We start from the raw sequence: 25,332 nt of genomic DNA on the forward strand, positions 1-25,332 counted from the left end.
GAGTTCTGCGACGCCCGTCAAGATCATCAGTTTGATCACTATGCTCCGAATGATCCGGGAATAAAACCGCCGGGCGAAGTGGGTTCACCAGACTACAATCAGGAGCATAACCGCCTTCCCTCTCGTTGCCAGGAGGCTTCATGCAGAACGCTACCGACACGTCAGCCGGTACGGGCGACACACCGCCCTTCTCGGTCAAGGACTGCGCCCTGATCGCCATCTCCACGGGACGCCGCGCCCACACGCTTGGCGAGATGTGTGAGCATCTCCAGACAGTGAGCATCGACAGCATCTACTACCATTTCTGGGGCGGGCTGATCCAGGCGCGCTTCGACGAGCGCGAGTACAACAACGACTTCGCTTCCTGGGTGCGACATGCCCTGCACGACGCGCCCCTGGCCGAGCGCCTGGCCGTGCTCGACCCCACGGACTTTGCCGATCTGGAGGATCTGCGCCGTGAGCTTCTCGATCTCATGGAACAGCGTCTGGACGAGAGCGAGTCGCTGCACTGGATGCGCGCCACGCGAACCTTTGAATTCATCCGCTCCCAGATCGTCATCTTTGACACGCGCCATCGCATCCGGTATCCTGAGCAACTGGCCGAGGTCATCCCGCAGCTCTCCACCGGCAGCATCTTCTATCACTTCATCGACGCGCGGCGCCGCGTGCCGGATCACCTGGATGACTTCCGCGAATGGCTCTCAGCGTTCGGGGAACGCTACGCCGGCCTGCGCGATCAGCTGGCGGGCGTGGAACCCTATTTTTCCTCCATGACCGAGATCCGCGAGCGCCTCACGCGGGCGCTTGAACTCGCTGCATCCGGGGAGTCCTCATGAGCCGCCTCCTGGAAGCCTACGCGCGCGTTGCCGGCGAGGACGTGATCGATCACCTGAGCCAGCTGGCGGCGCAATACCGGGGTATGAAGGTGGTGCATGTGAACTCCACCCGGATGGGCGGCGGTGTCGCGGAGATCCTGGACAAGCTGGTCCCCCTCTCACGGGAACTTGGGCTGGATGCCCGATGGGAGGTGATCACCGGAGACCCGATCTTCTACCAGTGCACCAAGGCCATGCACAACGGCCTGCAGGGCAACCCCGTGAACCTGGAACCCTCCTGGCTGGAGGCCTACGAGGAGACCAACCGGCACAACGCCGAGCAACTGCGTCCGATCCTGGAGGAGGCAGACGTGGTGTTCATCCACGATCCGCAGCCTGCCGCGCTGCTGGGACACTTCCCGAAACGCCGCGGCAAGTGGGTCTGGCGCTGCCATATCGACGCCAGCCGGCCCTACCGGCCCGTGTGGCGTTACCTGCGCCGTCACGTGAGCGGTTACGACGCCAGCGTGTTCTCCCTGGCCGGTTTCGCCCAGGCGCTGCCCCACCCCGAATACCTGATCCCGCCCTCCATCGATCCCCTGAGCGACAAGAACGTGGACCTTGCGGAGGACGAGATCGACGCCGTGCGCCGGCGCTTCGAGCTCGACCCGGAGCGTCCGCTGGTCACCCAGGTGTCGCGCTTCGACCGCTTCAAGGATCCGCTGGGCGTGATCAGGGCCTACCGTCTGGCCAAGCGCTTCGTTCCCGGCCTGCAACTGGTGCTTGCCGGCGGCTCGGCAGACGATGACCCGGAGGGGGAGGCGGTGCTCGACGAAGTGCGCGCCGCCGCCGGTGACGACGCCGACATGCACGTCCTGCTCCTGCCCCCGGACGCCCACCGGGTCATCAACGCCCTGCAGCGCGCCTCGGACCTGGTGATCCAGAAGTCCACCAGGGAGGGCTTCGGGCTCACCGTCACCGAGGCCATGTGGAAAGGGCGCCCGGTGATCGGCGGCGACACCGGCGGCATCCGCCTTCAGGTGGTCGACTTCCACACGGGCTTTCTGGTGAGTACGCCGGAAGGTGCCGCATTGCGCATGCGCTACCTGCTCAATCAGCCCCGGCTGATCCGGGAGATGGGTGCCAAGGCACGTACCTTCGTGCGCGAGAACTTCCTGCTCACCCGCCAGTTGCGCGAGTACCTGACGCTCGGCATCGGCGTGCTCACCGGCAAGGGGGAATGGATCGAGCTGGGATGAGTATTTTTGCCACAGAGGGCACAGAGGTCACAGAGAAAAGAAAACGATACTCTCGCGAAGGCGCGAAGCACGCAAAGGAAGGCCGAATACCATGGGTGGGTGGTCACCGTTCCGACGTCGATTAACCTCCGGCGGCGCCCATGGGGCGCCCTATGTCACTGCTTTTCTTCGCGTGCTTGGCCGCTTCGCGAGAGGAATTTTCTCCTTATCTCTGTGACCTCTGTGGCAAAACGCCTTTCAGCAGATCCGCGGCAACGGAGCGTCCTCCAGTGCGTAGGTTGGGGTGAGGAACGAACCCCAACATGCGATGCTTCATCCCTGCCAATGTTGTTGGGGTTCGCGCTGCTCACCCCAACCTACGCATCTCCTGGTTCCCTTGGCGTGCTTCGCGCCTTTGCGAGAGACACTTTCTTTTCTCTGTGCCCTCTGTGGCAAAACCGCCTTTCAGCAGATCCGGGGCAGCAGGTCCTTCACGGGAAATGCATATTGCTGCCTGTGTCCGCTGTAAGCGTGCCTTCCGTCGTTCGCCTCCAGCGCGCAGATCGGCGGCCGCAGCAGAAGGGGGGTGGCGAGATATGCGGGCCGGCCCCGCACCTACTCGACAATCACTACCAGCGTCCCCTGCGGCACCCGATCAAACAGCTCGATCACATCGGTGTTGCTCATGCGCACGCAACCATCCGATGCCGGCCGTCCGATGCGTCCCTCCTCATCGGTGCCGTGGATATAGATGAAGCGTTGAAACGAATCGATCCCGTCGCCCCGGTTGACACCCTCTTCCAGGCCGTCCAGCCACAGGATGCGGGAGGTGATGTTGTCATCGGGACTGCGCTCCCCCGGGCCGTTGAGTATGCGGGCCACTTCACCGGTGTTGCGCCGTCCCCGGAAGATGGTACCGAGCGGGGCCTGGTCGCCGATGCGGCGCCGCACCTGATGCACGCCCAGGGGCGTCCTCAGGCTGCCGTCCCGATTGCCGACGCCGAAGCGCGACGTGGACACGGGATAGTGCTGCATGGGCAGACCGCGTTCGAACCGGTAGAGGCGCTGTTCGCCCACGCGCACGATCAGCACCGGGTCACGGATCCGGTCCGGGTAGGTCCGGGCGAGGTCATCGAGTATGTTTCGGTACCAGGTGCTCATGGGTATGAAGTAGGCGTTGTACGTATCCCGGCCGTCCCACCAGGCCGTGGCCGACAACGGCAGCCAGGCGGACAGCCCGATCAGACAAACGCCCAGACCCGCGAGAACGCCATGGCACCGGCCATCACGTGTTGTTGTACAGGTCCAGATGGGCGTATTCCCGCGCCTTTTTCTGCTTGGCCAGATCATTGCGCCGCTGCTTGAGGTAGTCCAGGTACTCCGGCCCTACGCCCGTCACGTAATCGCCGTCAAAGACCGAGCAGTCGAAACGGGTGAGCTTCGGATTGCCCTTGCGAACCGCGTGGACCAGGTCATCAAGATCCTGGTAGATGAGCCGGTCCGCCGCGATGGCATGGCAGATTTCGTCCACCGTGCGCCCGTGGGCGATCAGCTCGTCGGCCGCCGGCATGTCGATGCCGTAGACATTGGGGTATCGGATAGGCGGCGCCGCCGAAGCAAAATAGACCTTCTTCGCACCGGCCTCCCGCGCCATCATCACGATCTCGCGCGAGGTCGTTCCGCGCACGATGGAATCGTCCACCAGCAGCACGTTCTTGCCCTTGAATTCCAGCGCGATGGCGTTGAGCTTGTGGCGCACCGACTTACGCCGCTGGGTCTGTCCCGGCATGATGAAGGTGCGGCCGATGTAGCGGTTCTTGATGAAACCCTCCCGGTACTTGAGATCCATCTCGTGGGCCATCTCGATGGCCACGGTGCGCCCCGTATCCGGGATGGGAATGATCACGTCGATATCGTGATCCGGCCATTCGCGCAGAATCTTCTTGCCCAGGCGGGTGCCCATGCGCATGCGCGCACGGTGGACGAACACATCGTCGATCACCGAATCCGGCCGGGCGAAGTAGACATACTCGAAGATGCAGGGCGAGAACACCAGATCGCTGTCGGCGCACACCTTGCTGTGCACCTTCGCCTGCGCGTCGACAAACACCGCCTCGCCCGGCGCCAGATCACGCACCAGGTGAAACCCCAGCGTATCCAGAGCCACGCTCTCGGAGGCCAGCATGAATTCCTCGCCTTCCGGCCCCTCCCTGCTGCCCAGCACCACCGGACGGATGCCGTGGGGGTCGCGAAAGGCCAGGATGCCGCGTCCGGCCACCATGGCCACCACCGCGTAGGCACCCTGGCAGCGGCGGTGCACGCCGGCCACCGCCTGGAAGATGTCGTCCGCGTCCAGGGCCAGGTGATCCGCCTTGAGCAGCTCCTGGGCAAACACGTTGAGGAGGATCTCAGAGTCCGACTCCGTGTTGATATGGCGCCGGTCCTGCAGAAACAGTTCGCGCTTGAGTTCCTGGGCGTTGGTGAGATTACCGTTGTGCCCCAGGGCGATGCCGTAGGGAGAGTTCACATAGAAGGGCTGGGCCTCGGCGGAGGAAGAGCTGCCCGCGGTGGGATAGCGCACATGGCCGATACCCATACTGCCGGTCAGGTTGCGCATGTGCTTCTCGTGGAACACGTCGCGCACCAGGCCATTGTCCTTGCGAAGATGCAGATGCCCATCCTCGTCGCAGGTGACGATGCCCGCAGCGTCCTGCCCGCGATGCTGCAGCACCAGCAATGCATCGTAGAGCGCCTGATTGACAGGACTGCGACTGACAATTCCTACAATGCCGCACATGCGACCCCCCGGGGGACTTCAAACATACACAAAACCTTCAGGACTGAAACACGAAGTGCGCTGCCAGTTCCTCGGACAGGAAACCGCGCAACCAGATGGCCAGACGCTCAAAATGGGGCATGAGCATGCTCTCACGCCACCAGACCTCTTCCGGAAGCACCGTCAGCGCCCCCAGCAGGACCAGCACCGCCACCACCAGTACGCCGCGGGCCAGGCCGAATACCACACCCAGACTCCGATCGGTGCCGGACAGGCCCGTACGTCTGACCAACTGCCCGGCAAGCACGTTGATGACGCCACCCAGCACCAGGGTGATGATGAACAACGCGGCGAAGGCGATCCCGATACGCAGGGTACCGTCCGAAACGGCCACCGGCAGCATCTCGGCCAGGGCACTTGCGTAACCCAGGGAGATCCAGAATGCGATCACCCATGTGGCAAGCGAGATCGCCTCCTTGACGAATCCGCGAAACACGCTGATCACCGCCGAAAGCGCGATGATGCCGATTATGATGAAATCAATCCAGCCCATGGTGCGTTCCGGACCCGGCGGACCATGAACTGCCGTCGGTCCGACTCACCCGGAAATGCGCGGGCCGCCCGCAACGGGCGGGTGGATCGAGGCGCACTGACCGTGTCGACATCATCTGTATATTTTACCAGTCCGCCGCACGGGAGATAAGGGAAGTGCCGGGCAGACCGGCTGCCGGCCGGGATGGACAGTGGCGCTCATCGTCAGGGATGCGCGACCACGATCCCCTGCAGTTCCACTTGATCCTTCATGCGATCGCGCAGACGTTCGGCCTCCGAGCGTTCCGCCACCGGACCCACCTTGACGCGATAGAACATCCGGCCGTTGGCACGGGCAGGCTCCACGAACGCCGTGAATCCCAACTCACGCAGGCGGTCGCGTTCGCCACGCGCGTTGGCCTCCTCGCCGAAACTGCCCACCTGTACCGCGAAGCCGCCGGGATCCCCGGAGGGTTCTCCGGACGGCCTTTCCTGCACGGGCGCCGGGGCAGGGGCCGGTGCGGGCGGTGCAGGAGACGGGGCGCTTTCGGCAGGCGGCTCCACCAGCGCACTGCGCGGGGGAAGCGGATCCGGTTCCAGGCTGCGCGCCTCGCTCCGGGGCGGAGACCGCGTCTCGCCGGCCGGCGCTTCCGGAGGTCCGTCCAGCGCCAGGGGCGGGGCGGTTTCCGGACGCAGGAATTCGGGCTCCGGGGGGATGGCGTCGCGCAGGCTGATCTGTGCGTCACGCCCCGTGCCGTCCAGCAGCATGGGCAGGAAGATCACCGCCAGGGCCAGCAGCACGGCGGCGCCGACCAGACGCTGTTTCAGTCGTGGATCCACAGCCAGGACCTGAAGTCGATGGGGTCCTCATTATGGAATCGCCGGACAGGGCCGTCCACTGCGGCGGTCACGGTATCCGCGCCGCCCGCATGGGCCCTGTCCTCCCTGCCGGCACCTCCCGGCGACTCCGGGCAGCCCGGACAGCCCGGGCATCCGCCGTATCGGTATCCCATCAGCGTCCGAACACGCCGCGCACGGAGTCGCGCACCCCTCGGCGGATCTCGCGCTGGGTTTCTCTCTCAACCTCGCTTTGCGCCTCCTTCTGGGCGCCTTCCATCTGTCGGGCCAGCCAGCCGCGGTCCCCTGCCTCGCGCTGCTGTCCACTGCCCGACCCGGCAGCGGACGTCGGGAGATCCTGGTGGCGTACGTTCGGCGGCAACTGGAAGGTATGGTCGCCTAACCGTTCACCGCTGACCGAACTCAGGCGCATCTCTTCGGTCATCACGAGACCATAGCGGTTGATGTCCACACCGGAAACGTCGCTGAACGCGGCTGCATCGTCCACGTTGCCGAACAGTTCGGCCATGCGTTTCAGGGCCTGCCCGGAGGCACGCACCCGGGCATCATCACTGAGCACGACCACGCCATCGTCGCGCCACTCGTTGGTCCAGTCGTCACCCACCTCCACCCGATAGCGCTGGCCACGGATTCCGGCCACGGTCTCATGCTGGCCCAGCGGGGTGAGACGCACCTGCTCGCTGCTGCCGCTGCCCTGCACCATGGCGCGGATCTGCCTGGCCGATACCGCCATCCAGCCCCCGTCATTCCGGCTCAGCGCGTAACCTTCGCCACCGGTGATCAGGAGGAAGTTCCCCTCGGGAAGGCGGAAGCGGATGTGGTCCTGATCCCGGTACTCCACGGCCAGCTCGCCGTGCGGCGTGTCGTACACGATGCGCGAATCGGCCTGCGCTGCGCCGGCCATCACCAGAATCGAAACCGCCACCCACATGGCCGCCGCGTAAAGCTCTCTCATCATTCACCCCCTGTCTGCACTCGAGTCCACATCCCGAACGAAGGAAACGCCCGGGTCACCGATGTCTCGGACCCCGGCGGAGGCCCACCGGTCCTTCGACACCCGGGCTCAGGCCGCACTTCATCCCCGGACATCCGGATCCGGTGCTTCCTTTGCCGGCACCTCCCCGGCACCGCGCCAGGCAAGGGCCTTCTGCTTGAGCTCACCAAACTTCCCGGTCAGGTTCTCCAGACGCTGTTCCCATTCCGCGTTGGGCTCCTGCCCCTCGGTAACCTTGAAGAAGACCTGCATCAGGGCCGTCATGCCGATAGGCTCGATCACGGCCTGCTTGACGCCCCAGGCAAAGACCAGCGCGATGATGAGCGTCAACGGACCCGCGGCACCGGGGAACAGGGCGACCAGACCGGCCACCGGCGCCAGAATGATCAGGAACACAAGGAAGGTCAGGCCCCAGATGAAGAAGGCGAGAAAGAAGGCATTCTTCAGGAACGCCTTGTAATTCTGTGCATAGAGGATAAGCGCGGTGCGGCTCGAAGCCCACGGATTGTCCGAACGCATGCGGATGTTGTAGGCCAGGATCACCTCGTCCAGATAGGTCAGGGACAGGTTGATCACCGTGTTGATGAAACTGACCAGCCCCTTCATCCCGGGCACCGGCAGCAGCGCTGCTATGGTGAAGAACGTGCGGTTGAAGATCCGCAGGATGCCCTTGATCAGCTGGTCCACTCCGAACAGGACCGAGGACTCCACAAAGCGCTCGCGAACCACCTGTTGCGCATGGTCGATCTGACCGCGGCCCCCGGGCAGTTCCTTGCCCTCCATCAGTTCCACCAGTACGGCGATATGGCCTGCCTTGACCATGTAGAGCAGGTACTCGCGCACCATATACACCGCAATGCCCACGAGACCGAAGCCGATGAACCCGCCCCAGACGCTGAAACCGGCCGGATTGTCTCCGATCATGCCGATGCCGTAGCCGACCCCGGCGCCCGCACCGGCGCCGATGACGTATGCCAGGGTGATGCCGATATAGATCAGAAAACGGAAAACCAGAAACGGCGCGGTCCTGCGCAACAGCCCGATGATTTCACCTATCTTGAAGTCCTTCATGCGGATCGTTCCTTCCGATACCCGGATCGGGGTGAGGTTCAACATGCACGGGTTCCCGAACCTCACCCTAGGGTAACGCAATGCGAAGATCAAACGGCCGGGACATCCGCCCGTGGCTCGGCCATCAGGCCCAGAACCTCGCCTACCGTGTAAAACGAACCGAACACCAGGACCCGGTCGCCCGGACCGGCATCGGCGCAGGCAGTGTGAAATGCCTCCGCGACACTGTCGTGGCATGACACGCCCGATGCACCCAGGCCCCGCAGGCGGCGGCAGAGTTCCGCCGCCGGCAGCGCACGCGCATTGCCGGGCAGGCCGGCGCCGTACCAGCGGGCGATGCGGGGCGCCAGCGCCCGGACCACACCGTCCAGATCCTTGTCCGCCATCACCGCCAGCACTGCCAGGGTGTCCCCTGGAACCCGATGCTGCGCCAGCGTCCCGGCCAGGACCTCCGCGCCCAGGGGGTTATGGGCCACGTCCAGAATAACCGTCGGATGTGCGCCCACCTGCTGGAAACGGCCGGGCAGGCGCACGTCACGCAAACCGCGGCTCACCGCCTCCCGCGACACCCCGAGGCGTGCCTGCAGCAGATGCACGGCGGTCAGCGCCGTGGCCGCGTTGTTCAACTGGATGGCCCCGGGCAACGCGGGCAGGGGCAGGTCTTCCCGGCACCGATTATCGGGTGCATGCCACCGCCAGTCCTTTCCCGACGTGCCGGGCGCCCAGGTGTAGTCACGACCGGCCAGATACAGGCACGCACCCAGCCGCAGGGCGGTGCCGATCACACTGGCGGGCGGCGCCAGGTCACCGCACACCGCCGCACGGCCGGGTCGGAAGATTCCCGCCTTCTCGGCACCGATCCGTTCGCGATCGTCACCCAGCCACTGCTGATGGTCCAGGCCCACGGAGGTCACGATGGCCACGTCGGGATCCACGATATTCACCGCATCCAGGCGCCCGCCGAGCCCCACCTCCAGGATCATCACCTCCACCCCGGCCTCACGAAACAGCCACAGGGCCGCCAGGGTGCCGAACTCGAAATAGCTCAGGGTATCGTCGCCGCGCGCGGCATCCACCCGGGCAAAGGCCTCGCACAGTTGTGCATCGCTCGCCGGCACGCCGTCGACGCACACACGTTCGTTGTAGCGAAGCAGATGGGGGGACGTGAAAGTGCCGGTGCGGTAGCCCGCAGCGCGGTAGATGGCATCGAGCATGGCCACCGTGGAGCCCTTGCCGTTGGTCCCGGCCACGGTGACAACCGGACAGGCGGGATGCAGCAGATCCAGTGGCTGCGCCACGCGGGCCACCCGTTCCAGGCCGAGATCGATGGGCACGGAGTGCAGGGTTTCCTGCCAGGCCAGCCACTCGTCGAGGGTTTGGAAGCGCATGGATGTGCGACGGGCCGGGCCGCCGCCCGGGTCGGGGATCAGGCGCCGGGTTCGGCGGCGCCGGGCTCGGGACCCCGCGGATCGGGGACGCCGGGCACCCGGGCACCGGGCGACGGACGATGCGTCAGCATGGCCAGCAGGGAACCAATGCGCTCACGCATCTCCCGGCGGTCGATGATCACGTCGATGGCACCCTTCTCCACCAGGAACTCGGCACGCTGGAAGCCCTCCGGAAGGGTCTCGCGCACGGTCTGCTCGATCACACGCGGCCCCGCGAACCCGATCAGGGCGCCGGGTTCGGCCACATTGATGTCGCCCAGCATGGCGAGGCTCGCCGAGACGCCGCCCATGGTGGGGTCGGTCATCACCGATACGAAGGGTACGCCCCGGGCGCGCAGACGCCCCAGGGCCGCGCTGGTCTTGGCCATCTGCATCAGGGAAAACAGCGCCTCCTGCATACGTGCGCCGCCGCTGGCCGAGAAGCACACCAGCGGGATGTTCTCCTGAGCGGCGGTGTCCACGGCGCGCACGAAGCGCTCACCCACCACCGAGCCCATCGAACCGCCCATGAAGGAGAAGTCAAAGGCGCACGCCACCACCGGCACATCCGTGACGCGGCCCTTCATCGCCACCAGCGCGTCCTTCTCGCCGGTGCTTTTCTGGGCGGCGGACAGGCGATCCCGGTAACGCTTGCTGTCGCGGAACCTCAGAATGTCCATGGGCTCCACGCCCGCGGCGATCTCCTCGCGGCCTTCCTCGTCCAGGAAACTGTCCAGACGGCGCCGCGCACCCATGCGCATGTGGTGCACGCACTTGGGACACACGTCCAGGTGTCGTTCCACTTCGGGCCGATACAAAGTGGCACCGCATCCGTCGCAGCGCATCCACAGGCCCTCGGGCACGGCGCGCTTGGTGGTGGCATCGGTACGGATGCGGGAGGGTACGAGTTTCTCAAACCAGCTCATAGAGGCGATTCAAAGTTCAAGGTTCAAAGTTCAAAGTTCAAAGTTCAAAGTTCAAGGTTTAAGGTTCAAAGTTCAAAGAGGGCGGCTCAGATTCAACATCCCGGATGGCTCAGGGAGGGCGCCCCTTTGAACTTTGAACATTGAACCTTGAACTGCCTTTATCGATCCATGGCTGCGCGCATCTCGGCAAGCAGTTCGCTCACCGCCCGGCGCCCGGCCTCGGGGTCGTTCTCGTGTTCCGCGATGCGGTTGACCAGGGCACTGCCCACCACCACCGCATCGGCAACCGCCGCCACACGCGCGGCGGAATCGGCGTCCCGGATGCCGAAACCCACACCCACGGGCAGGTCCGTGTGGGCCCGGATGGCGGCGAGCTTTTCGGCCACCGCATCCACATCCAGTGTCGCGGCTCCGGTGACGCCCTTGAGCGACACATAGTACACGAAGCCCGAGGCGGCGGCGCAGATGCGCGAGATGCGCGCCTCGTGGCTGGTGGGCGCCAGCAGGAAGATGGGATCGATCCCGTGGGCGTGCAGGGCCGCCACAAGTTCGTCGCCCTCCTCTGGCGGCAGATCCACGGTAAGAAGACCGTCCACCCCCGCCTCGGCGGCCGCCCTGGCGAAGTTCTCATAGCCCATGATCTCCACCGGGTTGAGATAGCCCATGAACACCACAGGGGTCTCGTCATCGCGCTCACGGAAGCGCCTCACCATGTCCAGCACGCCGCGCAGGCTCACGTGATGGCGCAGGGCCCGCTCGCAGGCCTGCTGGATCACGGGCCCGTCGGCCATTGGATCGGAGAACGGCACTCCCAGTTCGATGATGTCGGCACCCGCCTCCACCATGGCGTGCATCAGCGGCACGGTGTTCTCCGGGTTCGGATCACCGGCGGTGACATAGGGGATCAGGGCCTTGCGGCCCGCGGCCCGCAGGGACTCGAAACGTCCGGCGATACGGCTCACAGTTCGATTCCTTCCAGTTGCGCCACGGTGTTGATGTCCTTGTCGCCCCGGCCGGACAGATTGATGATGACGATGGCGTCTCGATCCATCTGCGGCGCGCGCTCCATCACGTAGGCCACGGCATGACTGGATTCCAGCGCCGGGATGATGCCCTCGGTGCGGGTCAGGTGATGGAATGCGGCCATCGCCTCGTCGTCGGTCACAGAGACGTAGTGCGCGCGCCCCGTGTCCTTGAGCCAGGCGTGCTCCGGGCCCACCCCGGGGTAGTCGAGGCCGGCGGAGATGGAGTGGGTCTCGATGATCTGCCCGTCGGCGTCTTCCATGAGATAGGTGCGGTTGCCGTGCAGGACGCCCGGCTTGCCGGCGCACAGCGGCGCGGAATGGCGCCCTGTATCGATGCCGTCGCCGGCCGCCTCCACCCCGTAGAGCTCGACCCCGGCATCGTCCAGGAAGGGATGGAACAGGCCGATGGCGTTGGAGCCGCCGCCCACGCAGGCCACCAGCGCATCGGGCAGGCGTCCCGTGCGCTTGAGGCATTGATCGCGGGCCTCGCGGCCGATCACCGACTGGAAATCCCGCACCATGGCCGGATACGGGTGAGGGCCGGCGACGGTGCCGATGATGTAGAAGGTGTTGTCCACGTTGGTCACCCAGTCGCGCATCGCCTCGTTCAGCGCGTCCTTGAGGGTGCGGGAACCGGAGGTCACCGGTACGACCGTGGCACCCAGCAGACGCATGCGATAGACGTTCGGCGCCTGGCGCTGGATATCCTCCGCACCCATGTAGACAACGCACTCGAGTCCCAGGCGCGCAGCGACCGTGGCCGTGGCCACACCATGCTGACCCGCCCCGGTCTCGGCGATGATGCGGGTCTTGCCCATGCGCTTGGCCAGCAGCGCCTGGCCGATGGTGTTGTTCACCTTGTGGGCGCCGGTGTGGTTCAGATCCTCGCGCTTGAGATAAACCTGCGCGCCGCCCAGTTCACGGCTCAGCCGTTCGGCGTGATACAGGGGGCTCGGCCGGCCCACGTAGTCGGCCAGGTCCGCATCCAGCTCCGCCAGGAACGCCGGATCACCCATGTAGCGCGCATAGGCCTCGCGCAGTTCCTCCAGGGGCTCCATGAGCGTCTCGGAGACAAACTGGCCGCCGTACGGACCGAAGTGCCCGTGGGCGTCCGGGTAAGCGTTCCAGTCCATCGAACGCCTGGTTTCAGGGGTTGCAGTCAACGCGTTTCACCTCGTCTACAAAGGCCTGCATGCGCGCGGAATCCTTGATCCCGGGCCGCGCCTCCACGCCCGTACTCACATCCACGGCCCACGGGCGCACACTGCGCACCGCTTCGGCCACATTCTCCGGGTTGAGCCCGCCCGCCAGCACCAGGCAATGGCGCAGATCACGCGGGATCCGGTCCCAGTCAAAAGTCTCGCCCGTGCCGCCCGTCCTGCCGTTGCCGTGGCTGTCCAGCAGAAAACCGGCGGCATGCGGATAGGTATCCATGTAGGCCACCGGGTCCGTGCCCGGCGCCATGGGCACCGCCTTCAGGTACGGCCGGCCGATCGCGTCACAGTCCGCGGGGCATTCATCCCCGTGGAACTGAAGCAGGTCCAGGGGGACCGTGTCCAGGATGGCCGCCACCGTATCCGGGGCCGCGTCCACGAACAGGCCGACCCGGCTCACGAACGGCGGCATGGCCAGCGCCATCTCTCGCGCCGCCTCCGGGGTCACCGCCCGGGGGCTCCGGGCATAAAACACGAACCCCACCGCATCGGCACCCGCCATGGCCGCGGCGAGTGCATCCTCCATGCGGGTGATGCCACAGATTTTGACCCGGGTCCGGGGAATTGTCATGGGTGCTGACCAAGGCGCCTCGGAGGAAGCGGTACACTATCAGAAATCAGGGGGTTGTACTAAGTGTGAGCGCCGGGGGTATGGGTATTCCGGGTATGGGCGTACCGGGCCGGAGGTCATCCGGGCTCTGACACTCCCGATTCTCTAAGTCCAAGGCTTTCGATCCCCGCTGCGCGGGGCTCGAAAAGCCTTTGAAGTTATATTCCACGTCGATCGTCCGCCGACGTTCCCCCGAGGCCCATCTCAAGCCCCCCGGAATCCGGGCTCAGAACGACGGCAACACCGGCTCCAATACAATCCCGGTCTCCGGCTCATACTCCACATGCACCAGATACAGCCCATCCGGCGGCGCCGTCACACCGCCGAGGGTGCGATCCCGGGCGTGCAGCACCTCCGAAACCCACCCCACCGGCCGCTCCCCCTCTCCCACGGCCATCAGCACGCCGGCGATGTTGCGCACCATGTGATGCAGGAAGGCATTGGCGTGCACGTCCAGGTAGATGAAATCCCCGTGCCGGGTCACGTCCAGGGACAGTAGGGTGCGCACGGGGCTCTTCGCCTGGCAGCCCACGGCCCGGAAACTGGTGAAGTCCCATTCGCCCAGGAGTCGCTGCCCCGCCTCGTGCATGCAGGAGGCATCCAGCGGGCGATGGTGCCACGTCACCCGCCGGTGAAAGACGGCAGGGCGCACCCAACGATTGAAGATCACATAGCGATAACGCCGGCTGCAGGCGGAGAAGCGGGCACTGAAGCTCGCCTGCGCTTCGCGTGCCCAGAGGAGACTGATCTCCGGCGGCAGATTGCTGTTGCCCCCGAGCACCCAGGAACGGGGGCTGCGTTCAGACGCGGTATCGAAATGAATCACCTGGGCCATGGCATGCACGCCCGCGTCGGTACGACCGGCACAGACCACACGGACCGGATGGTCCGCAACCTGGCTCAAGGCCTTTTCCACGCAGGCCTGAACACTGCGCCCATGCTTCTGCGTCTGCCAGCCGCAGAAGACGGAGCCGTCATATTCCAGACCCAGAGCGATGCGCTTCATGGCCTTGCGCTCAGAGAGGACGCCACAGGGCGAGCGCAAACAGGGGCGCCAGCACAACGCACAGCATCAACCAGTGATGCCATCGCGGACGGCCGGGCATCGAGATCTCCATGGGCCCGGGTGACGCCTCGGCGGCCTGCTGAATGACGCGATCAATGAGGGCCCTGGCACGCCCCGCCCAGGTCATGTCCCCGGTGCCGGGACCGGCATCCCGCGCCTCGGCCACCAGCGGGTGCAGTCGGGGCACTACCTCCAGCGTCAGGACCAGGCGCACGGCGAAACGCTCCCGGGGGAATCCCAGTCCGGCCAGTGGGGCCGTGAGCCACAGGATGGCGCCCACCAGCTCCTCGCGTGAGCTGCGCGCCAGCAGCCACACCACGGCACCCACGATGATGGCGAGAATCATGACGCGGCCAAGGCCGAGCAGCAGTCCTTCCAGGGTCGGCGACAGGGGATCCGCGGCGGGCAGTACCTCACGTCCGGGCGTGAACCAACCGTAGAGCAGGATGATGGAGACGAAGAACCAGCGCAGACGGCGATTCAGATCCAGGCAACGGCGCCAAGCGGTTGGGCCGACACCGGTGAGCAGGACAGCCACACCCGCGCCCGCCACAAGACCCGCCAACAGGCCGCCGTGCGCCACGACGGGGATGAACAGCATCACGCCAAGGACGCGAAGCGCGGGATGCATGTCTCCAGCCCGCATTCTCACCACCCTTCTGTTGCGGCCGCCGATCGGCGCGCTGCCGCGGGGCGTGCTCGCACCAGCCGGCTTGACGCGGTGTCGGCTACGCCATCTTCCACCGCGTGCGCCCCGCCACATCGGCATCCCGACGCCCTCGCTGCGAACGGTGGTGAGATATGCGGGCTGGGTGACCGGTGGCGCATCGCTGACATCATGAGATCCGGGAAGGCGACTTACTGTACGCCTGCGGGGACACTGAACTCAAAGGGGCGAAAAGACAACGGGTGCGGCCCGTCAGCGACGCACCGCACCCGTGATTCGTGCATCAGGCATACAGGATCCCATCGGTCTGACGGGCCGCGAAGTGTCCTAGGCGATCTGATCGAGAAGCGACTTCGCCTCACGTTTCTGTTCGTCGTTCCCCTCGGACAGCACCTCTTCCAGGGTACTGCGAGCACCCTCCGGATCTCCCATGTCGATGTATGCCCGAGCCAGATCCAGCTTGGTGCTGACTTCATCGTCGTCGGCAAGCTGTTCGACAGGCTCATCGTCGGACACAAACGACGCGTCACCTTCCCCCGTGCCGTCTTCCAGGAAATCCATGTCGGAGAAGTCCTCCTCCATGATCTCGGTGGCATCGTCGTGCAGGCTTCCGGCAGTACGTCCGGAGAAGTCCTCCATGACCGTGTCGTCCAGATCGCCCTCCGGCTCCACGGGAACGTCGAGTTCGGGCAGCTCCGCCACTCGCGTGTCGTCCTCGGACGGGTCCGACAGTGTCGGCGCCGGGGCGTCCTCTTCGCCCGTGTCCTCGGTCAGCGCGGCCCCTGCATCGTGCAGATCCACATCCAGGCGGTCGGCGTCCAGCTCGAGTTCGCCCAGGTCGAACTCGAGTTCGTCGTCCCCCGCCTCAGCCGGCCGGGTTCCGGGCGCCTGCGGCGCTCCCTCGGCCCGGGGTTCTTCGGCCTCCTCCACCAGGTCCTGCTCGGCAGCCTGCTCCAGGTCGTCCAGCGAGCCTTCCAGGTCCCCGAAGGCGGCATCCAGATCCTCTTCGTCGGCGCCATGACCGCCACCCGTTCCCGCCATCGCCGCGGCACCGGTGAACAGGGGATTGTCCGGATTGAGATCCTTGCCCATGGACTGGACCCGGTCCCACAACTTGCTGGGTTGTCCCGCCAGGACCTCTTGCATCTGTTGTGCATTGGCCTCGAAGGCTTCGGTATTGCGGGTGGCGAAATGGGTTTCCGCCAGCTTGAAGCGGTAATCCACCCGGTCCGGGTGTTCCTCGATGGCCTGCTTCAGAAGATCCTCCGCCTGACTGTAAAGGCCATAGGCCAGGTAGACGTCCACCTCAGCGATGGTGTCGTCATTGATAATCTCCTCATGCTCCTCGGATACCGCGGCGGTGGATTTCGCCTCGGCATCGGCGGCCTCGAGTTCTTCTCCCACACGGGATTCGGGCGCTTCATCGGCGACCGCGGCCCCGGGAGATTCCTCAATCTCCAGCCTCTCCGCATCGGACGCTTCGCTCCGGTCACCGGCCAGTATCCCTGCGGCGGCGCCGCCTGCCGCGGCACCGGCGAGAGCGCCCGCGCCCATATCCATACCGGTGCCGGCTGGCGTGGCCAGGGCCAGAGACGAGTCTTCAGCCCCGGAACGCCTCATCCGGCGGACCATGAGCCACGCCAGCGCCAGGACCAGCAGGGCCAGCAGGCCGACAATCATCAGGGCGTTGGGATGGCCCATCAGGTCATCAATCATGCTGGCGGGCCGGGCCGGTTCGGCAGGGGCCGGCGGGGTCGCCGCCCGGGGTTCCGCCGCGGGCTCATCGACCACCGGCGCGGCGGGCTCCTCCGGCACGGGTTCGGCCGCCATGGGCTCCGCCTCGCCGTCGACCGTGGCGGGGACTTCGTCCGCAACGTCTGCCTCCGCGGGCTCCTGCGGTGCGGCCGGATCACGACCTTCGCCGCTGTCGAGGCGGGCCTGCAGTTCAGCCATCTGCTCGTTGGTCAGTTCCAGAAACCGCTCGCTACGTTCCAACAGCGCCTCAAGCTCGGCCACCCGGGAGCGCAGTTCCTCCGCCTCGCGGGTACGCGCCTCCGCTGTTTCCCGGGCAAGGTCCAGTTCCTGTTGCAGTTCAGCGACGGGGCCGCCCCCTTCCCGGGCAGCCAGTATTTCCAGGCGGGCGTCATCAGCCTCGGCGGGATCATCCGGTTGTGCGTCGGCGACCGCAGGCTCCGCCGGTGCGGGCGGTGCGGGCACCTGAGGCCGGGTCTCTTCGGCCACGCGCGCACGGTACTCCTGCCACAGGCTGTTCTGGCGAGCCACCTCGCGGCTGGCCTCGGCCCGGTCCAGCCGATCGATCTCGGCCCTGTCCGGCACACGCAGCACGAAACCGCTGAGCAGGTTGTTGATATTGCCGTCGGCAAAGGCCTCGGGATTGGCGCGAAGCAGCGCCAGCATCATCTGCTCCATGCTGACATCCGCGTCAGGACGCAGATTCCGGGCGACATTCCAGAGGGTGTCGCCACTCTGGACGGTGTATGACCCGGGCACCTCACGGCGCGGCGCCTCGGCACGGGGCGCCGGATCGGGACGGGGTTCGGCCGGGCGCGCCTCGGGCGCGGGTGCACGGGCGGGTTCCTCCCGTGCGTCGAACATCACCGGGGGATCCAGCAGGAGGGTGTATTCGCGGACCAGCCGGCCGGCCGGCCAGGAGGCCTCGATGAGGAAGTTGACGAAGGGTTCGCGGACCGGATCACGGGTGGTCACCCGGATCACGTGACGCCCGTCGGGCAAGGTTTCGGGCCGGAAGCTCAACCGGGTGACCAGGCCCGAGCGCTCGATGCCCAGGCGCCGGTACAGGGCCTCCGGCGCCAGGCGGACCTGCAGGTCCTCCATTTCGCCGCTTCGCACCGAGACCAGTTCGATCTCCGCATCCAGCGGCTGGTTCAGCGCCGAACGAACCTCAATGTCGCCGAGCCCCAGCGCCTGCGAGAGGCCTGGAACGAGAAATAGCCCCAGGAGGGCCATGCCCATCACCAGTCTGCGCACAGATCTTCCCCTTAGCCTTGTGGTGTTCGATGGGCGTTCCCTCATCCGGGAAGCCTCCCCCCTGATCCCTGGCGACGCACGCCATGGCCATCGGCATTGTCATGTCGAATCTAATTATATGGCGTAACTATAGGCTACAAATAGTCTTTTATCAAAATTTCTGCGATCTGGATACTATTGAGTGCCGCGCCCTTGCGGACGTTGTCCGCCACCACCCACAGATCGATCCCCCGAGGATGGGAAATATCCTCCCGGATTCGGCCTACATAAACTGCGTCATGGTTCGCACCTTCGGTCACCGCGGTGGGGTACCCGCCGTCCTTGCGCTCGTCCATGACCACCACGCCCGGGGCCCTGGACAGCAGGTCCCGGACCTGCTCGGCGCTGATCTTCTCCCGGGTTTCGATATGCACGGCTTCGGAATGCCCATAGAAGACCGGAACCCGCACGGCGGTGGGATTCACCTGGATGCTGTCGTCTTCCATGATCTTGCGGGTCTCCCAGACCATCTTCATTTCTTCCTTGGTGTAACCGTTCTCCAGGAACACATCGATATGCGGCAGCACGTTGAAGGCGATCTGCTTGGGATAGACATGCATGTCCACGGGCTTGCCGTTAAGCAGATTCGCCGTCTGACCGGCCAGTTCCTCGATGGCCTCCTTGCCGGTGCCGGAGACCGCCTGGTAAGTGGCAACGTTGATGCGCTCGATGCCCGCGACGTCCTGGATCGGCTTGAGCGCCACAAGCATCTGGATGGTGGAACAGTTGGGGTTGGCGATGATCCCCCGGTTGGTGTAACGGGCCACTGCGTGCGGATTTACCTCCGGCACCACCAGGGGGATATCGTCGTCGTAGCGGAACTGGGAGGTGTTGTCGATCACCACGCAACCGGCGGCGGCGGCCTTGGGGGCGTACTCCCTGGACACCGACGCGCCCGGCGAGAACAGGCCGATCTGCACCCTGGAGAAGTCGAACTTCGCCAGGTCCTGCACGACCAGGTGGCGGTCCCCGAACTTCACCCGGGAGCCGGCGGACCGCTCGCTGGCCACGGCGTAGACCTCGCCCAGGGGAAGATCCCGCTCGGCAAGGATGGAAAGCATGGTTTCACCCACGGCGCCCGTAGCGCCCACTACCGCAACATCGAATGTCTGGCTCATCTGGGTTCTCTCTTGAATCTGCTGTCGGCCATCCGGCCCATCGTGAACAATCCTGCCCGTCCTGTCCATTGCGGCACGGCTCAGGGCTCCAGTGCCGCCACGACCGCGTCACCCATGGCAACGGTACCCACCTTCTCGCAATCCTCGGTCCAGATGTCCGGGGTGCGCAGGCCGCGGTCCAGGACCCGGCTCACCGCGACATCCACACGCTCGGCCAGGGCGCCCTCTTTGAGGGAGTAGCGCAGCATCATGCTGACCGACAGCAGGGTGGCCAGGGGGTTGGCTACGCCCTGCCCCGCGATGTCAGGCGCCGAGCCGTGGATGGGCTCGTACATGCCGCGGCCCTCCGAGTTCAGGGATGCCGACGGCAACATGCCGATAGAGCCCGTGAGCATGGCGGCGGCGTCGGACAGGATATCGCCGAACATATTCTCGGTCACGATCACGTCGAACTGCTTCGGCGCCCGCACCAGCTGCATGGCGGCGTTGTCCACGTACATGTGAGACAACTCGACCTGAGGGAAGTCGGCGGCCACCCGGACCACGACCTCGCGCCAGAGCTGGGATACCTCCAGCACGTTGGCCTTGTCTACCGAGCAGAGCCGCTTGCCACGCTTCATGGCGATATCGAAGCCGCTGCGGGCGATGCGCTCGATTTCATGCTCGTTATAGACGATCGTGTTCACCCCCTCGCGCACACCATCATCGCGGATGCGGATACCCCGGGGCTCCCCGAAATACGCCCCGCCGGTCAGTTCACGCAGGATCATGATGTCCAGCCCCCCCACAATCTCGGGCTTGAGCGCCGAGGCGGAGGCCAGCTGCGGGTAGAGGATCGCCGGTCGAAGGTTGGCGAACAGATTGAGTTCCGCGCGCAGGCCCAGCAGCCCCCGCTCGGGGCGCAGTTCCCAGTCCAGGGTGTCGTACTGCGGCCCTCCCACGGCACCGAGCAGCACGGCGTCCGCCTCCCTGGCGAGTTCCAGGGTGTCATCGGGCAGGGGCACACCGGCGGCGTCATAGCCGGCGCCGCCCACGGGGGCCTCTTCCAGCTCCACGTCGAGACCGTGGTCCCGGCGCAGCGCGTTCAGCAGCTTGGTGGCCTCGGCCACGATCTCGGGGCCGATTCCGTCACCCGGCAGCACCAGGATCTTCTTGGTCATGTTTGGCTTCCTTGGTTACTTTCTTGAGAAAAGGCGAATGGACAGGATGAACAGGATTCCTCGAATCACCGAAACAGCCACGGCGCCTCGGCGCGGCGGCGCTGTTCGTAGGCGCGGATCTCGTCGGCGTGCTGCAGGGTGAGGCCGATGTCGTCCAGGCCGTTGAGCAGGCAGTGCTTGTGGAACTCGCCCACCTCGAAATCGAACGCCTCGCCGGACGGGGTCGTGACCGTCTGCGCGGCCAGGTCCACCTTGAGGCGGTAACCGGGCGTGGCGGACACCTCTTCGAACAGGCGGTCCACAACGACTTCGTCCAGGACGATCGGGAGCAGGCCGTTCTTGAAGCTGTTGCCGAAAAAGATGTCGGCAAAGCTCGGCGCGATGACCACCCGGATGCCGAAGTCGGTGAGCGCCCACACTGCGTGCTCCCGGGACGAGCCGCAGCCGAAGTTTTTGCGCGCCAGCAGGATCTCCGCACCCCGGTAGCGGGGGTCGTTGAGCACGAAGTCCGGGTTCGGCTTGCGCCCGGAATGGTCCATGCCGGGCTCGCCCGGCTCCAGGTAACGCCAGTCGTCGAACAGGTTCGGCCCGAAGCCGGTGCGCTTGACCGACTTCAGGTACTGCTTCGGGATGATGGCATCGGTGTCCACATTGGAGCGGTCCAGTGGCAACACGACACCATCGACCGTGGTCAGGGGTTTCATGAGATCATCTCTCCTGCTTGTCTGTACGCTGACCCGGATCTGCCTGCATCCGAAGTCCGCACGTTCAGGCCCGTGGCCTTCACGGCCCCGCGGACCGTCAGCCCATCTGCAATCTTCAGGCGCACGGAGCGTGTCCGTCACGCCTGAGGTCTCACCTCTCCCGCTCAGTAGCCGGAAGGCGCTTCGCGAGCCGGTTCGCCACCCTCACCCTGGCCCCTCATGTTCTCGCAACCACTCAGGCCAAGGAGCATCAATACAGCCAGTACCACAATCAGCATGCGCATGATGTCGGTCCTCCTTACTGACGAGACAACGATCAGCCGCCGGACGGGGTCACGGTGCGTACATCCGCGAAATGACCGCTCACCGCCGCCACGGCTGCCATGGCAGGGCTCACCAGGTGGGTGCGCCCGCCCTGGCCCTGCCGCCCTTCAAAATTCCGGTTGGAGGTGGAGGCACACCGCTCCCCCGGCTCCAGCCGGTCGGCGTTCATCGCCAGGCACATGGAGCAACCCGGCTCGCGCCACTCGAAACCCGCCTCCAGGAAGACCTTGTCCAGCCCCTCCTCCTCGGCCTGCCGCTTCACCAGCCCGGAGCCGGGTACCACCATGGCGAGCTTCACATTCTCCGCCACGCGGCGCCCGCGCACCACGGCGGCGGCCGCGCGCAGATCCTCGATGCGCGAGTTGGTGCACGAACCGATGAACACCTTGTCGATATAGATCTGCTCGATGGGTGTATTGGGCTCGAGCCCCATGTACTCCAGGGCCCGCTTCATGCCGGACGCCTTCACCGGGTCCGTGGCCTCGGCCGGATCCGGCACCCGGCCGGTCACCGGCGCCACCATCTCGGGCGAGGTGCCCCAACTCACCTGGGGGGCGATGGACGCGGTGTCGATGCGCACCACCCTGTCAAAGCGGGCGTCGGCGTCACTGTGCAGTTCGCGCCACGCGGCCACGGCCTTGTCCCACAATTCGCCGCTGGGTGCGTAGATCCGACCCTTGACGTACTCGATGGTGGTGTCGTCCACCGCCACCATGCCCGCCCGGGCGCCGGCCTCGATGGCCATGTTGCACACGGTCATGCGGCCCTCCATGGACAGCGTCCGGATGGCCTCGCCGCCGAATTCGATGGCGTAGCCGGTGCCACCGGCGGTGCCGATCTCGCCGATGACGGCCAGCACGATGTCCTTGGCGGTCACGCCCGGGCCCGCCTTGCCGTCCACCGACACCAGCATGTTCTTCATCTTCTTCTGCAGCAGGCACTGGGTGGCCAGTACATGCTCCACCTCGGAGGTGCCGATGCCGAAAGCAAGCGCGCCGAAGGCCCCGTGGGTGGAGGTGTGGGAATCACCGCACACCACGGTCATGCCCGGCAGCGTCGCGCCCTGTTCCGGGCCGATCACGTGCACGATGCCCTGGCGCACGTCGTTCATGGGGAAGAAGGTGATGCCGAACTCGTGCACGTTGGCGTCCAGGGTCTCCACCTGGATACGGGACACCGGGTCGCTGATACCCTGATCCCGATGGGTGGTGGGCACATTGTGATCCGGCACCGCCAGTACGGTATCCGTGCGCCAGGGCTTGCGCCCGGCAAGGCGCAGGCCCTCGAAGGCCTGGGGCGAGGTCACCTCGTGGACCAGGTGACGGTCGATATAGAGCAGCGCCGTGCCGTCCGCCTCGGACCGCACCACGTGGGCATCCCACAGCTTGTCATAGAGGGTCTTGCCGGTCATTCGAGGCACTCCCGCTTACGGTGATGGAAGCAGTCTAGGGCGGCCTATCAGATAACTCAAATTCATGTTTTTTATGTGCTAGATTCCATAATGGAATTCATAAACCGGGCGCATGATGGATCTGGACCACCTGCACACCTTCCTGGCCGTGGCCGAAAGCCGCTCCTTCTCCCTGGCGGCGGAGCGCCTGCACCTGACGCAGCCAGCCGTCAGCAAGCGCGTCGCCGCCCTGGAGGACACGCTTGGCCAGCGCCTGTTCGACCGCATCGGGCGACGTGTCAACCTCACCGAGGCGGGCCGGGTCCTGCTGCCCCAGGCGCGCCACATCCTGGCCGGGTTGGACGAGGCGCGCCGCAGCCTGGACAACCTGAGCGGCCAGGTGGCTGGCCCGCTCTGGCTGGCCACCTCCCATCACGTGGGCCTGCACCGGTTGCCACCGGTGCTAAAGGCCTTCACCCGCACCTATCCGGCGGTGGATCTGGACATCCGCTTCATGGAATCGGAGGAGGCCTGTCACGCGGTGGCCCACGGTGATGTGGACCTGGCAGTGGTGACCCTGCCGGAAGCGCAACACCCGCAGTTGCGCACACGGACCGTCTGGGAGGACCCGTTGCTGCCTGTGGCGGCCCGGGACCATCCCCTGACGTCGGAAGGCGCCTGCTGCCTGAGCGATCATGACGCGGTCCTGCCGCCGCCGGGCACATTCACACGGGAGATCATCGACACCGCATTGCGCACGCACGGCATCGTACCCCGGCGCATCGTGGAAACCACCTATCTGGAAACCATCCGGATGCTGGTCTCGATCGGCATGGGCTGGAGCCTGCTGCCGGAAACACTTCTGGACGATTCATTGCGCGTCCTGCCCGTCACGGGCCTTAGGCCGGCGCGCCATCTCGGCACCGTGGTACACCGGGAGCGCACCCACTCCAATGCCGCCCGGACCATGCTGGAGCTGCTGGCCCTGTCGTGATGGCGCATGATGAACGCCGGTGTCCCGGCAGCCATCCGGTCAGTCCATGAGATTGACTTCGATGCCCTGGTCGCGCAGCTCGTAGGCACGCGCATCGAGATAGCGCTGCAACTCCGGCTGTTCCCTGTACGCGCCGCTGAGCACGTAATGCATCACTCCCTGCACGTGGAATGTGCGGAAATAGCCCTCGGTGCGGATCACCTCGCCGTCCTCCGGGTGGATGAACACCATGGTTGGCGTAAAGATCACGTTCATGTCGCGGGCCCATTCCCGGGCTTCCATGGTCTCGCCCCAGGGGGTGGTCAGCGTATCCCGGGACCAGATATCCACGTGGGCGATGTCGAACTGCTGCAGCAGTTCCTCGCTGTCCTCACGCACCAGGATGTCCGTGTGCAGCTCGTCGCAGGCCGAGCATTGCTGCTGCTCGAAGAACACCAGCAACGGACGGTCGCTGCCGTTGATGACCTCGGAGAGGTCGAAGGGCGGCGTCATCCATTCATCGCGCACGTGCAGCTTGCCCGAGGCCGGTTCCTCGCCGACCTTGGCAAGATATTCCGGGAAGGTCATGTCGTTCTCCCTGCGCTCCCCGATGTAGTCCAGCGCCACCCGGAAGCGATGGGGCGGGAAGTAGCCGTTGATGCGCGCCACCACCTCGCCGGATTCGTCGAACATGAGCAGCGTGGGCGTGTACTGCACCCGCACGCTGCGGGCGAAATCCGCCTCGGTGACCTCCTCGCCATCCAGGTTGGTCACTTCCCGGGCGCCCCACATGTTGATGGACACGACATCGAAGTACTTGCGGGTCTTGTCCACGATATCCTGCTGCGCGAAGTTGTCGCGAATCAGGCGCTCGCAGTACGGGCAACCGTCCTGATAGAAATAGATCATCAGCCGGCGGCCCTCTGCCGCCGCGTCGTCGATGTCCTCGCGGATATCCAGGAAGGTCTCCCTGAACCACTCCGGCGGTTCCACCCATCCCGGATTCACGAAGCCGGGCTCAAGTCGCTCCGTGCTGGACTGTGCGGGCGCCCACGCAAGCAACAGGAACAATGTGACCCATACGGGGTGAATCAGATATCGCATGGCACGTGCCCTCCTCGGGAACGGGGGCCGATCGCACGATCAGGGGCGGGAGACACCGCTTTCGATCTGCCAGACAACCATACAGAACTACGGCGCCGGGCCTCCAGGGTGCTGACACCCCGCTGGAGAAACGAGGCGGCCCCGGGAATCCGGGACCACGATGGCCTCATCCTGTTTATTTAGCAGTCAGCCGGGCCGGTTGCAAACCCGGCAATCATGAAGGGATTTCGCGTCCGACCGACGCACCGGCGCGATCACGGAGATGCACATCATCACGTTGCGCACGATGAACA

At 65.5% G+C, this 25,332-nt stretch carries 22 protein-coding genes; 3 read left to right on the forward strand and 19 right to left on the reverse strand.

Annotation, left to right across the window (positions count from 1 at the left end; all coding sequences use genetic code 11):
* Nucleotides 1-140 precede the first annotated feature (140 nt).
* Both THITHI_RS0100185 and THITHI_RS0100190 read left to right on the forward strand, forming a co-directional pair.
* Complete coding sequence (locus THITHI_RS0100185; protein WP_018231044.1) at nucleotides 141-836, forward strand: DUF5752 family protein; 696 nt, start codon at nucleotides 141-143, stop codon at nucleotides 834-836.
* The gene (locus THITHI_RS0100190) at nucleotides 833-2,074 is read left to right on the forward strand and encodes a glycosyltransferase (RefSeq protein WP_018231045.1); all 1,242 of its coding nucleotides are present in this window, start codon (nucleotides 833-835) and stop codon (nucleotides 2,072-2,074) included. Before THITHI_RS0100185 ends, THITHI_RS0100190 begins: the two co-directional genes overlap by 4 nt.
* 594 nt (nucleotides 2,075-2,668) lie before the next feature.
* Here THITHI_RS0100190 and THITHI_RS0100200 read toward each other — a convergent pair.
* The 18 genes from THITHI_RS0100200 to leuC form a co-directional block, all read right to left on the reverse strand.
* Entirely contained in the window at nucleotides 2,669-3,271 is a 603-nt protein-coding gene (locus tag THITHI_RS0100200) for a L,D-transpeptidase family protein (protein WP_018231047.1), read from the reverse strand.
* Nucleotides 3,272-3,338: 67 nt separating this feature from the next.
* Nucleotides 3,339-4,850 (reverse strand): amidophosphoribosyltransferase, encoded by a 1,512-nt coding sequence (gene purF / locus THITHI_RS0100205; protein ID WP_026185912.1) that lies wholly within the window; start codon nucleotides 4,848-4,850, stop codon nucleotides 3,339-3,341.
* Between the two features lie 37 nt (nucleotides 4,851-4,887).
* Nucleotides 4,888-5,382 carry a CvpA family protein gene (locus THITHI_RS0100210; protein WP_018231049.1) on the reverse strand — a complete coding sequence of 165 codons (495 nt, stop codon included), beginning with the start codon at nucleotides 5,380-5,382 and terminating at the stop codon, nucleotides 4,888-4,890.
* A gap of 203 nt (nucleotides 5,383-5,585) precedes the next feature.
* Nucleotides 5,586-6,200, reverse strand: a complete 615-nt coding sequence (locus THITHI_RS0100215) for an SPOR domain-containing protein (RefSeq protein ID WP_018231050.1) — start codon at nucleotides 6,198-6,200, stop codon at nucleotides 5,586-5,588.
* A 172-nt stretch (nucleotides 6,201-6,372) separates the two neighbouring features.
* A complete protein-coding gene (locus THITHI_RS0100220) occupies nucleotides 6,373-7,176 on the reverse strand; it encodes a hypothetical protein (protein ID WP_033336881.1) in 804 nt (267 codons plus the stop codon).
* 117 nt (nucleotides 7,177-7,293) lie between these two features.
* On the reverse strand, nucleotides 7,294-8,283 hold the full coding sequence (locus THITHI_RS0100225; RefSeq protein ID WP_051079957.1) for a hypothetical protein: 990 nt from the start codon (nucleotides 8,281-8,283) through the stop codon (nucleotides 7,294-7,296).
* A gap of 89 nt (nucleotides 8,284-8,372) precedes the next feature.
* Nucleotides 8,373-9,671 carry a bifunctional tetrahydrofolate synthase/dihydrofolate synthase gene (gene folC, locus THITHI_RS0100230; RefSeq protein WP_018231053.1) on the reverse strand — a complete coding sequence of 433 codons (1,299 nt, stop codon included), beginning with the start codon at nucleotides 9,669-9,671 and terminating at the stop codon, nucleotides 8,373-8,375.
* 38 nt (nucleotides 9,672-9,709) lie between these two features.
* Entirely contained in the window at nucleotides 9,710-10,636 is a 927-nt protein-coding gene (accD, locus tag THITHI_RS18200; protein ID WP_018231054.1) for an acetyl-CoA carboxylase, carboxyltransferase subunit beta, read from the reverse strand.
* A gap of 158 nt (nucleotides 10,637-10,794) precedes the next feature.
* Nucleotides 10,795-11,598 carry a tryptophan synthase subunit alpha gene (trpA, locus tag THITHI_RS0100240; protein ID WP_018231055.1) on the reverse strand — a complete coding sequence of 268 codons (804 nt, stop codon included), beginning with the start codon at nucleotides 11,596-11,598 and terminating at the stop codon, nucleotides 10,795-10,797.
* On the reverse strand, nucleotides 11,595-12,794 hold the full coding sequence (gene trpB, locus THITHI_RS0100245; protein WP_018231056.1) for a tryptophan synthase subunit beta: 1,200 nt from the start codon (nucleotides 12,792-12,794) through the stop codon (nucleotides 11,595-11,597). The genes trpA and trpB overlap by 4 nt, the downstream gene beginning before the upstream one ends.
* A gap of 13 nt (nucleotides 12,795-12,807) precedes the next feature.
* Complete coding sequence (locus tag THITHI_RS0100250) at nucleotides 12,808-13,446, reverse strand: phosphoribosylanthranilate isomerase (protein WP_033336882.1); 639 nt, start codon at nucleotides 13,444-13,446, stop codon at nucleotides 12,808-12,810.
* 265 nt (nucleotides 13,447-13,711) lie between these two features.
* Nucleotides 13,712-14,491, reverse strand: coding sequence for a tRNA pseudouridine(38-40) synthase TruA (truA, locus tag THITHI_RS0100255; protein ID WP_018231058.1), 780 nt, complete (start codon nucleotides 14,489-14,491; stop codon nucleotides 13,712-13,714).
* A gap of 10 nt (nucleotides 14,492-14,501) precedes the next feature.
* A complete protein-coding gene (locus tag THITHI_RS19675) occupies nucleotides 14,502-15,182 on the reverse strand; it encodes a hypothetical protein (RefSeq protein ID WP_018231059.1) in 681 nt (226 codons plus the stop codon).
* Nucleotides 15,183-15,545: 363 nt separating this feature from the next.
* Complete coding sequence (locus tag THITHI_RS0100265; RefSeq protein ID WP_018231060.1) at nucleotides 15,546-18,227, reverse strand: FimV/HubP family polar landmark protein; 2,682 nt, start codon at nucleotides 18,225-18,227, stop codon at nucleotides 15,546-15,548.
* A gap of 134 nt (nucleotides 18,228-18,361) precedes the next feature.
* The gene (locus THITHI_RS0100270; protein ID WP_018231061.1) at nucleotides 18,362-19,384 is read right to left on the reverse strand and encodes an aspartate-semialdehyde dehydrogenase; all 1,023 of its coding nucleotides are present in this window, start codon (nucleotides 19,382-19,384) and stop codon (nucleotides 18,362-18,364) included.
* An 80-nt stretch (nucleotides 19,385-19,464) separates the two neighbouring features.
* Entirely contained in the window at nucleotides 19,465-20,544 is a 1,080-nt protein-coding gene (gene leuB / locus THITHI_RS0100275) for a 3-isopropylmalate dehydrogenase (RefSeq protein WP_018231062.1), read from the reverse strand.
* Nucleotides 20,545-20,609: 65 nt separating this feature from the next.
* A complete protein-coding gene (gene leuD, locus THITHI_RS0100280) occupies nucleotides 20,610-21,248 on the reverse strand; it encodes a 3-isopropylmalate dehydratase small subunit (protein ID WP_018231063.1) in 639 nt (212 codons plus the stop codon).
* A 316-nt stretch (nucleotides 21,249-21,564) separates the two neighbouring features.
* The gene (gene leuC / locus THITHI_RS0100290; protein WP_018231065.1) at nucleotides 21,565-22,983 is read right to left on the reverse strand and encodes a 3-isopropylmalate dehydratase large subunit; all 1,419 of its coding nucleotides are present in this window, start codon (nucleotides 22,981-22,983) and stop codon (nucleotides 21,565-21,567) included.
* A 112-nt stretch (nucleotides 22,984-23,095) separates the two neighbouring features.
* On the opposite strand from leuC, the gene THITHI_RS0100295 reads away from it, so the two are divergent.
* Nucleotides 23,096-23,956, forward strand: a complete 861-nt coding sequence (locus THITHI_RS0100295) for a LysR family transcriptional regulator (protein WP_018231066.1) — start codon at nucleotides 23,096-23,098, stop codon at nucleotides 23,954-23,956.
* A 39-nt stretch (nucleotides 23,957-23,995) separates the two neighbouring features.
* On the opposite strand, the gene THITHI_RS0100300 is transcribed toward THITHI_RS0100295, so the two are convergent.
* The gene (locus tag THITHI_RS0100300; RefSeq protein ID WP_018231067.1) at nucleotides 23,996-25,039 is read right to left on the reverse strand and encodes a thioredoxin family protein; all 1,044 of its coding nucleotides are present in this window, start codon (nucleotides 25,037-25,039) and stop codon (nucleotides 23,996-23,998) included.
* Nucleotides 25,040-25,332 lie beyond the last annotated feature (293 nt).

It is taken from the genome of Thioalkalivibrio thiocyanodenitrificans ARhD 1 (genome assembly GCF_000378965.1).
Taxonomy (GTDB): Bacteria; Pseudomonadota; Gammaproteobacteria; order Ectothiorhodospirales; family Ectothiorhodospiraceae; genus Thioalkalivibrio_A; species Thioalkalivibrio_A thiocyanodenitrificans.

Excerpts from the sequence above, each read along its gene's own strand:
- accD (WP_018231054.1), bottom strand. The coding sequence starts at position 10,636 with ATGAGCTGGTTTGAGAAACTCGTACCCTCCCGCATCCGTACCGATGCC.
- leuC (WP_018231065.1), bottom strand. The coding sequence starts at position 22,983 with ATGACCGGCAAGACCCTCTATGACAAGCTGTGGGATGCCCACGTGGTG.
- trpB (WP_018231056.1), bottom strand. The coding sequence starts at position 12,794 with ATGGACTGGAACGCTTACCCGGACGCCCACGGGCACTTCGGTCCGTAC.
- THITHI_RS0100225 (WP_051079957.1), bottom strand. The coding sequence starts at position 8,283 with ATGAAGGACTTCAAGATAGGTGAAATCATCGGGCTGTTGCGCAGGACC.
- leuB (WP_018231062.1), bottom strand. The coding sequence starts at position 20,544 with ATGACCAAGAAGATCCTGGTGCTGCCGGGTGACGGAATCGGCCCCGAG.
- THITHI_RS0100210 (WP_018231049.1), bottom strand. The coding sequence starts at position 5,382 with ATGGGCTGGATTGATTTCATCATAATCGGCATCATCGCGCTTTCGGCG.
- THITHI_RS0100300 (WP_018231067.1), bottom strand. The coding sequence starts at position 25,039 with ATGCGATATCTGATTCACCCCGTATGGGTCACATTGTTCCTGTTGCTT.
- THITHI_RS0100190 (WP_018231045.1), top strand. The coding sequence starts at position 833 with ATGAGCCGCCTCCTGGAAGCCTACGCGCGCGTTGCCGGCGAGGACGTG.
- THITHI_RS0100220 (WP_033336881.1), bottom strand. The coding sequence starts at position 7,176 with ATGATGAGAGAGCTTTACGCGGCGGCCATGTGGGTGGCGGTTTCGATT.
- THITHI_RS0100270 (WP_018231061.1), bottom strand. The coding sequence starts at position 19,384 with ATGAGCCAGACATTCGATGTTGCGGTAGTGGGCGCTACGGGCGCCGTG.
- folC (WP_018231053.1), bottom strand. The coding sequence starts at position 9,671 with ATGCGCTTCCAAACCCTCGACGAGTGGCTGGCCTGGCAGGAAACCCTG.
- purF (WP_026185912.1), bottom strand. The coding sequence starts at position 4,850 with ATGTGCGGCATTGTAGGAATTGTCAGTCGCAGTCCTGTCAATCAGGCG.
- THITHI_RS0100250 (WP_033336882.1), bottom strand. The coding sequence starts at position 13,446 with ATGACAATTCCCCGGACCCGGGTCAAAATCTGTGGCATCACCCGCATG.
- THITHI_RS19675 (WP_018231059.1), bottom strand. The coding sequence starts at position 15,182 with ATGCATCCCGCGCTTCGCGTCCTTGGCGTGATGCTGTTCATCCCCGTC.
- THITHI_RS0100185 (WP_018231044.1), top strand. The coding sequence starts at position 141 with ATGCAGAACGCTACCGACACGTCAGCCGGTACGGGCGACACACCGCCC.
- truA (WP_018231058.1), bottom strand. The coding sequence starts at position 14,491 with ATGAAGCGCATCGCTCTGGGTCTGGAATATGACGGCTCCGTCTTCTGC.
- THITHI_RS0100295 (WP_018231066.1), top strand. The coding sequence starts at position 23,096 with ATGATGGATCTGGACCACCTGCACACCTTCCTGGCCGTGGCCGAAAGC.
- leuD (WP_018231063.1), bottom strand. The coding sequence starts at position 21,248 with ATGAAACCCCTGACCACGGTCGATGGTGTCGTGTTGCCACTGGACCGC.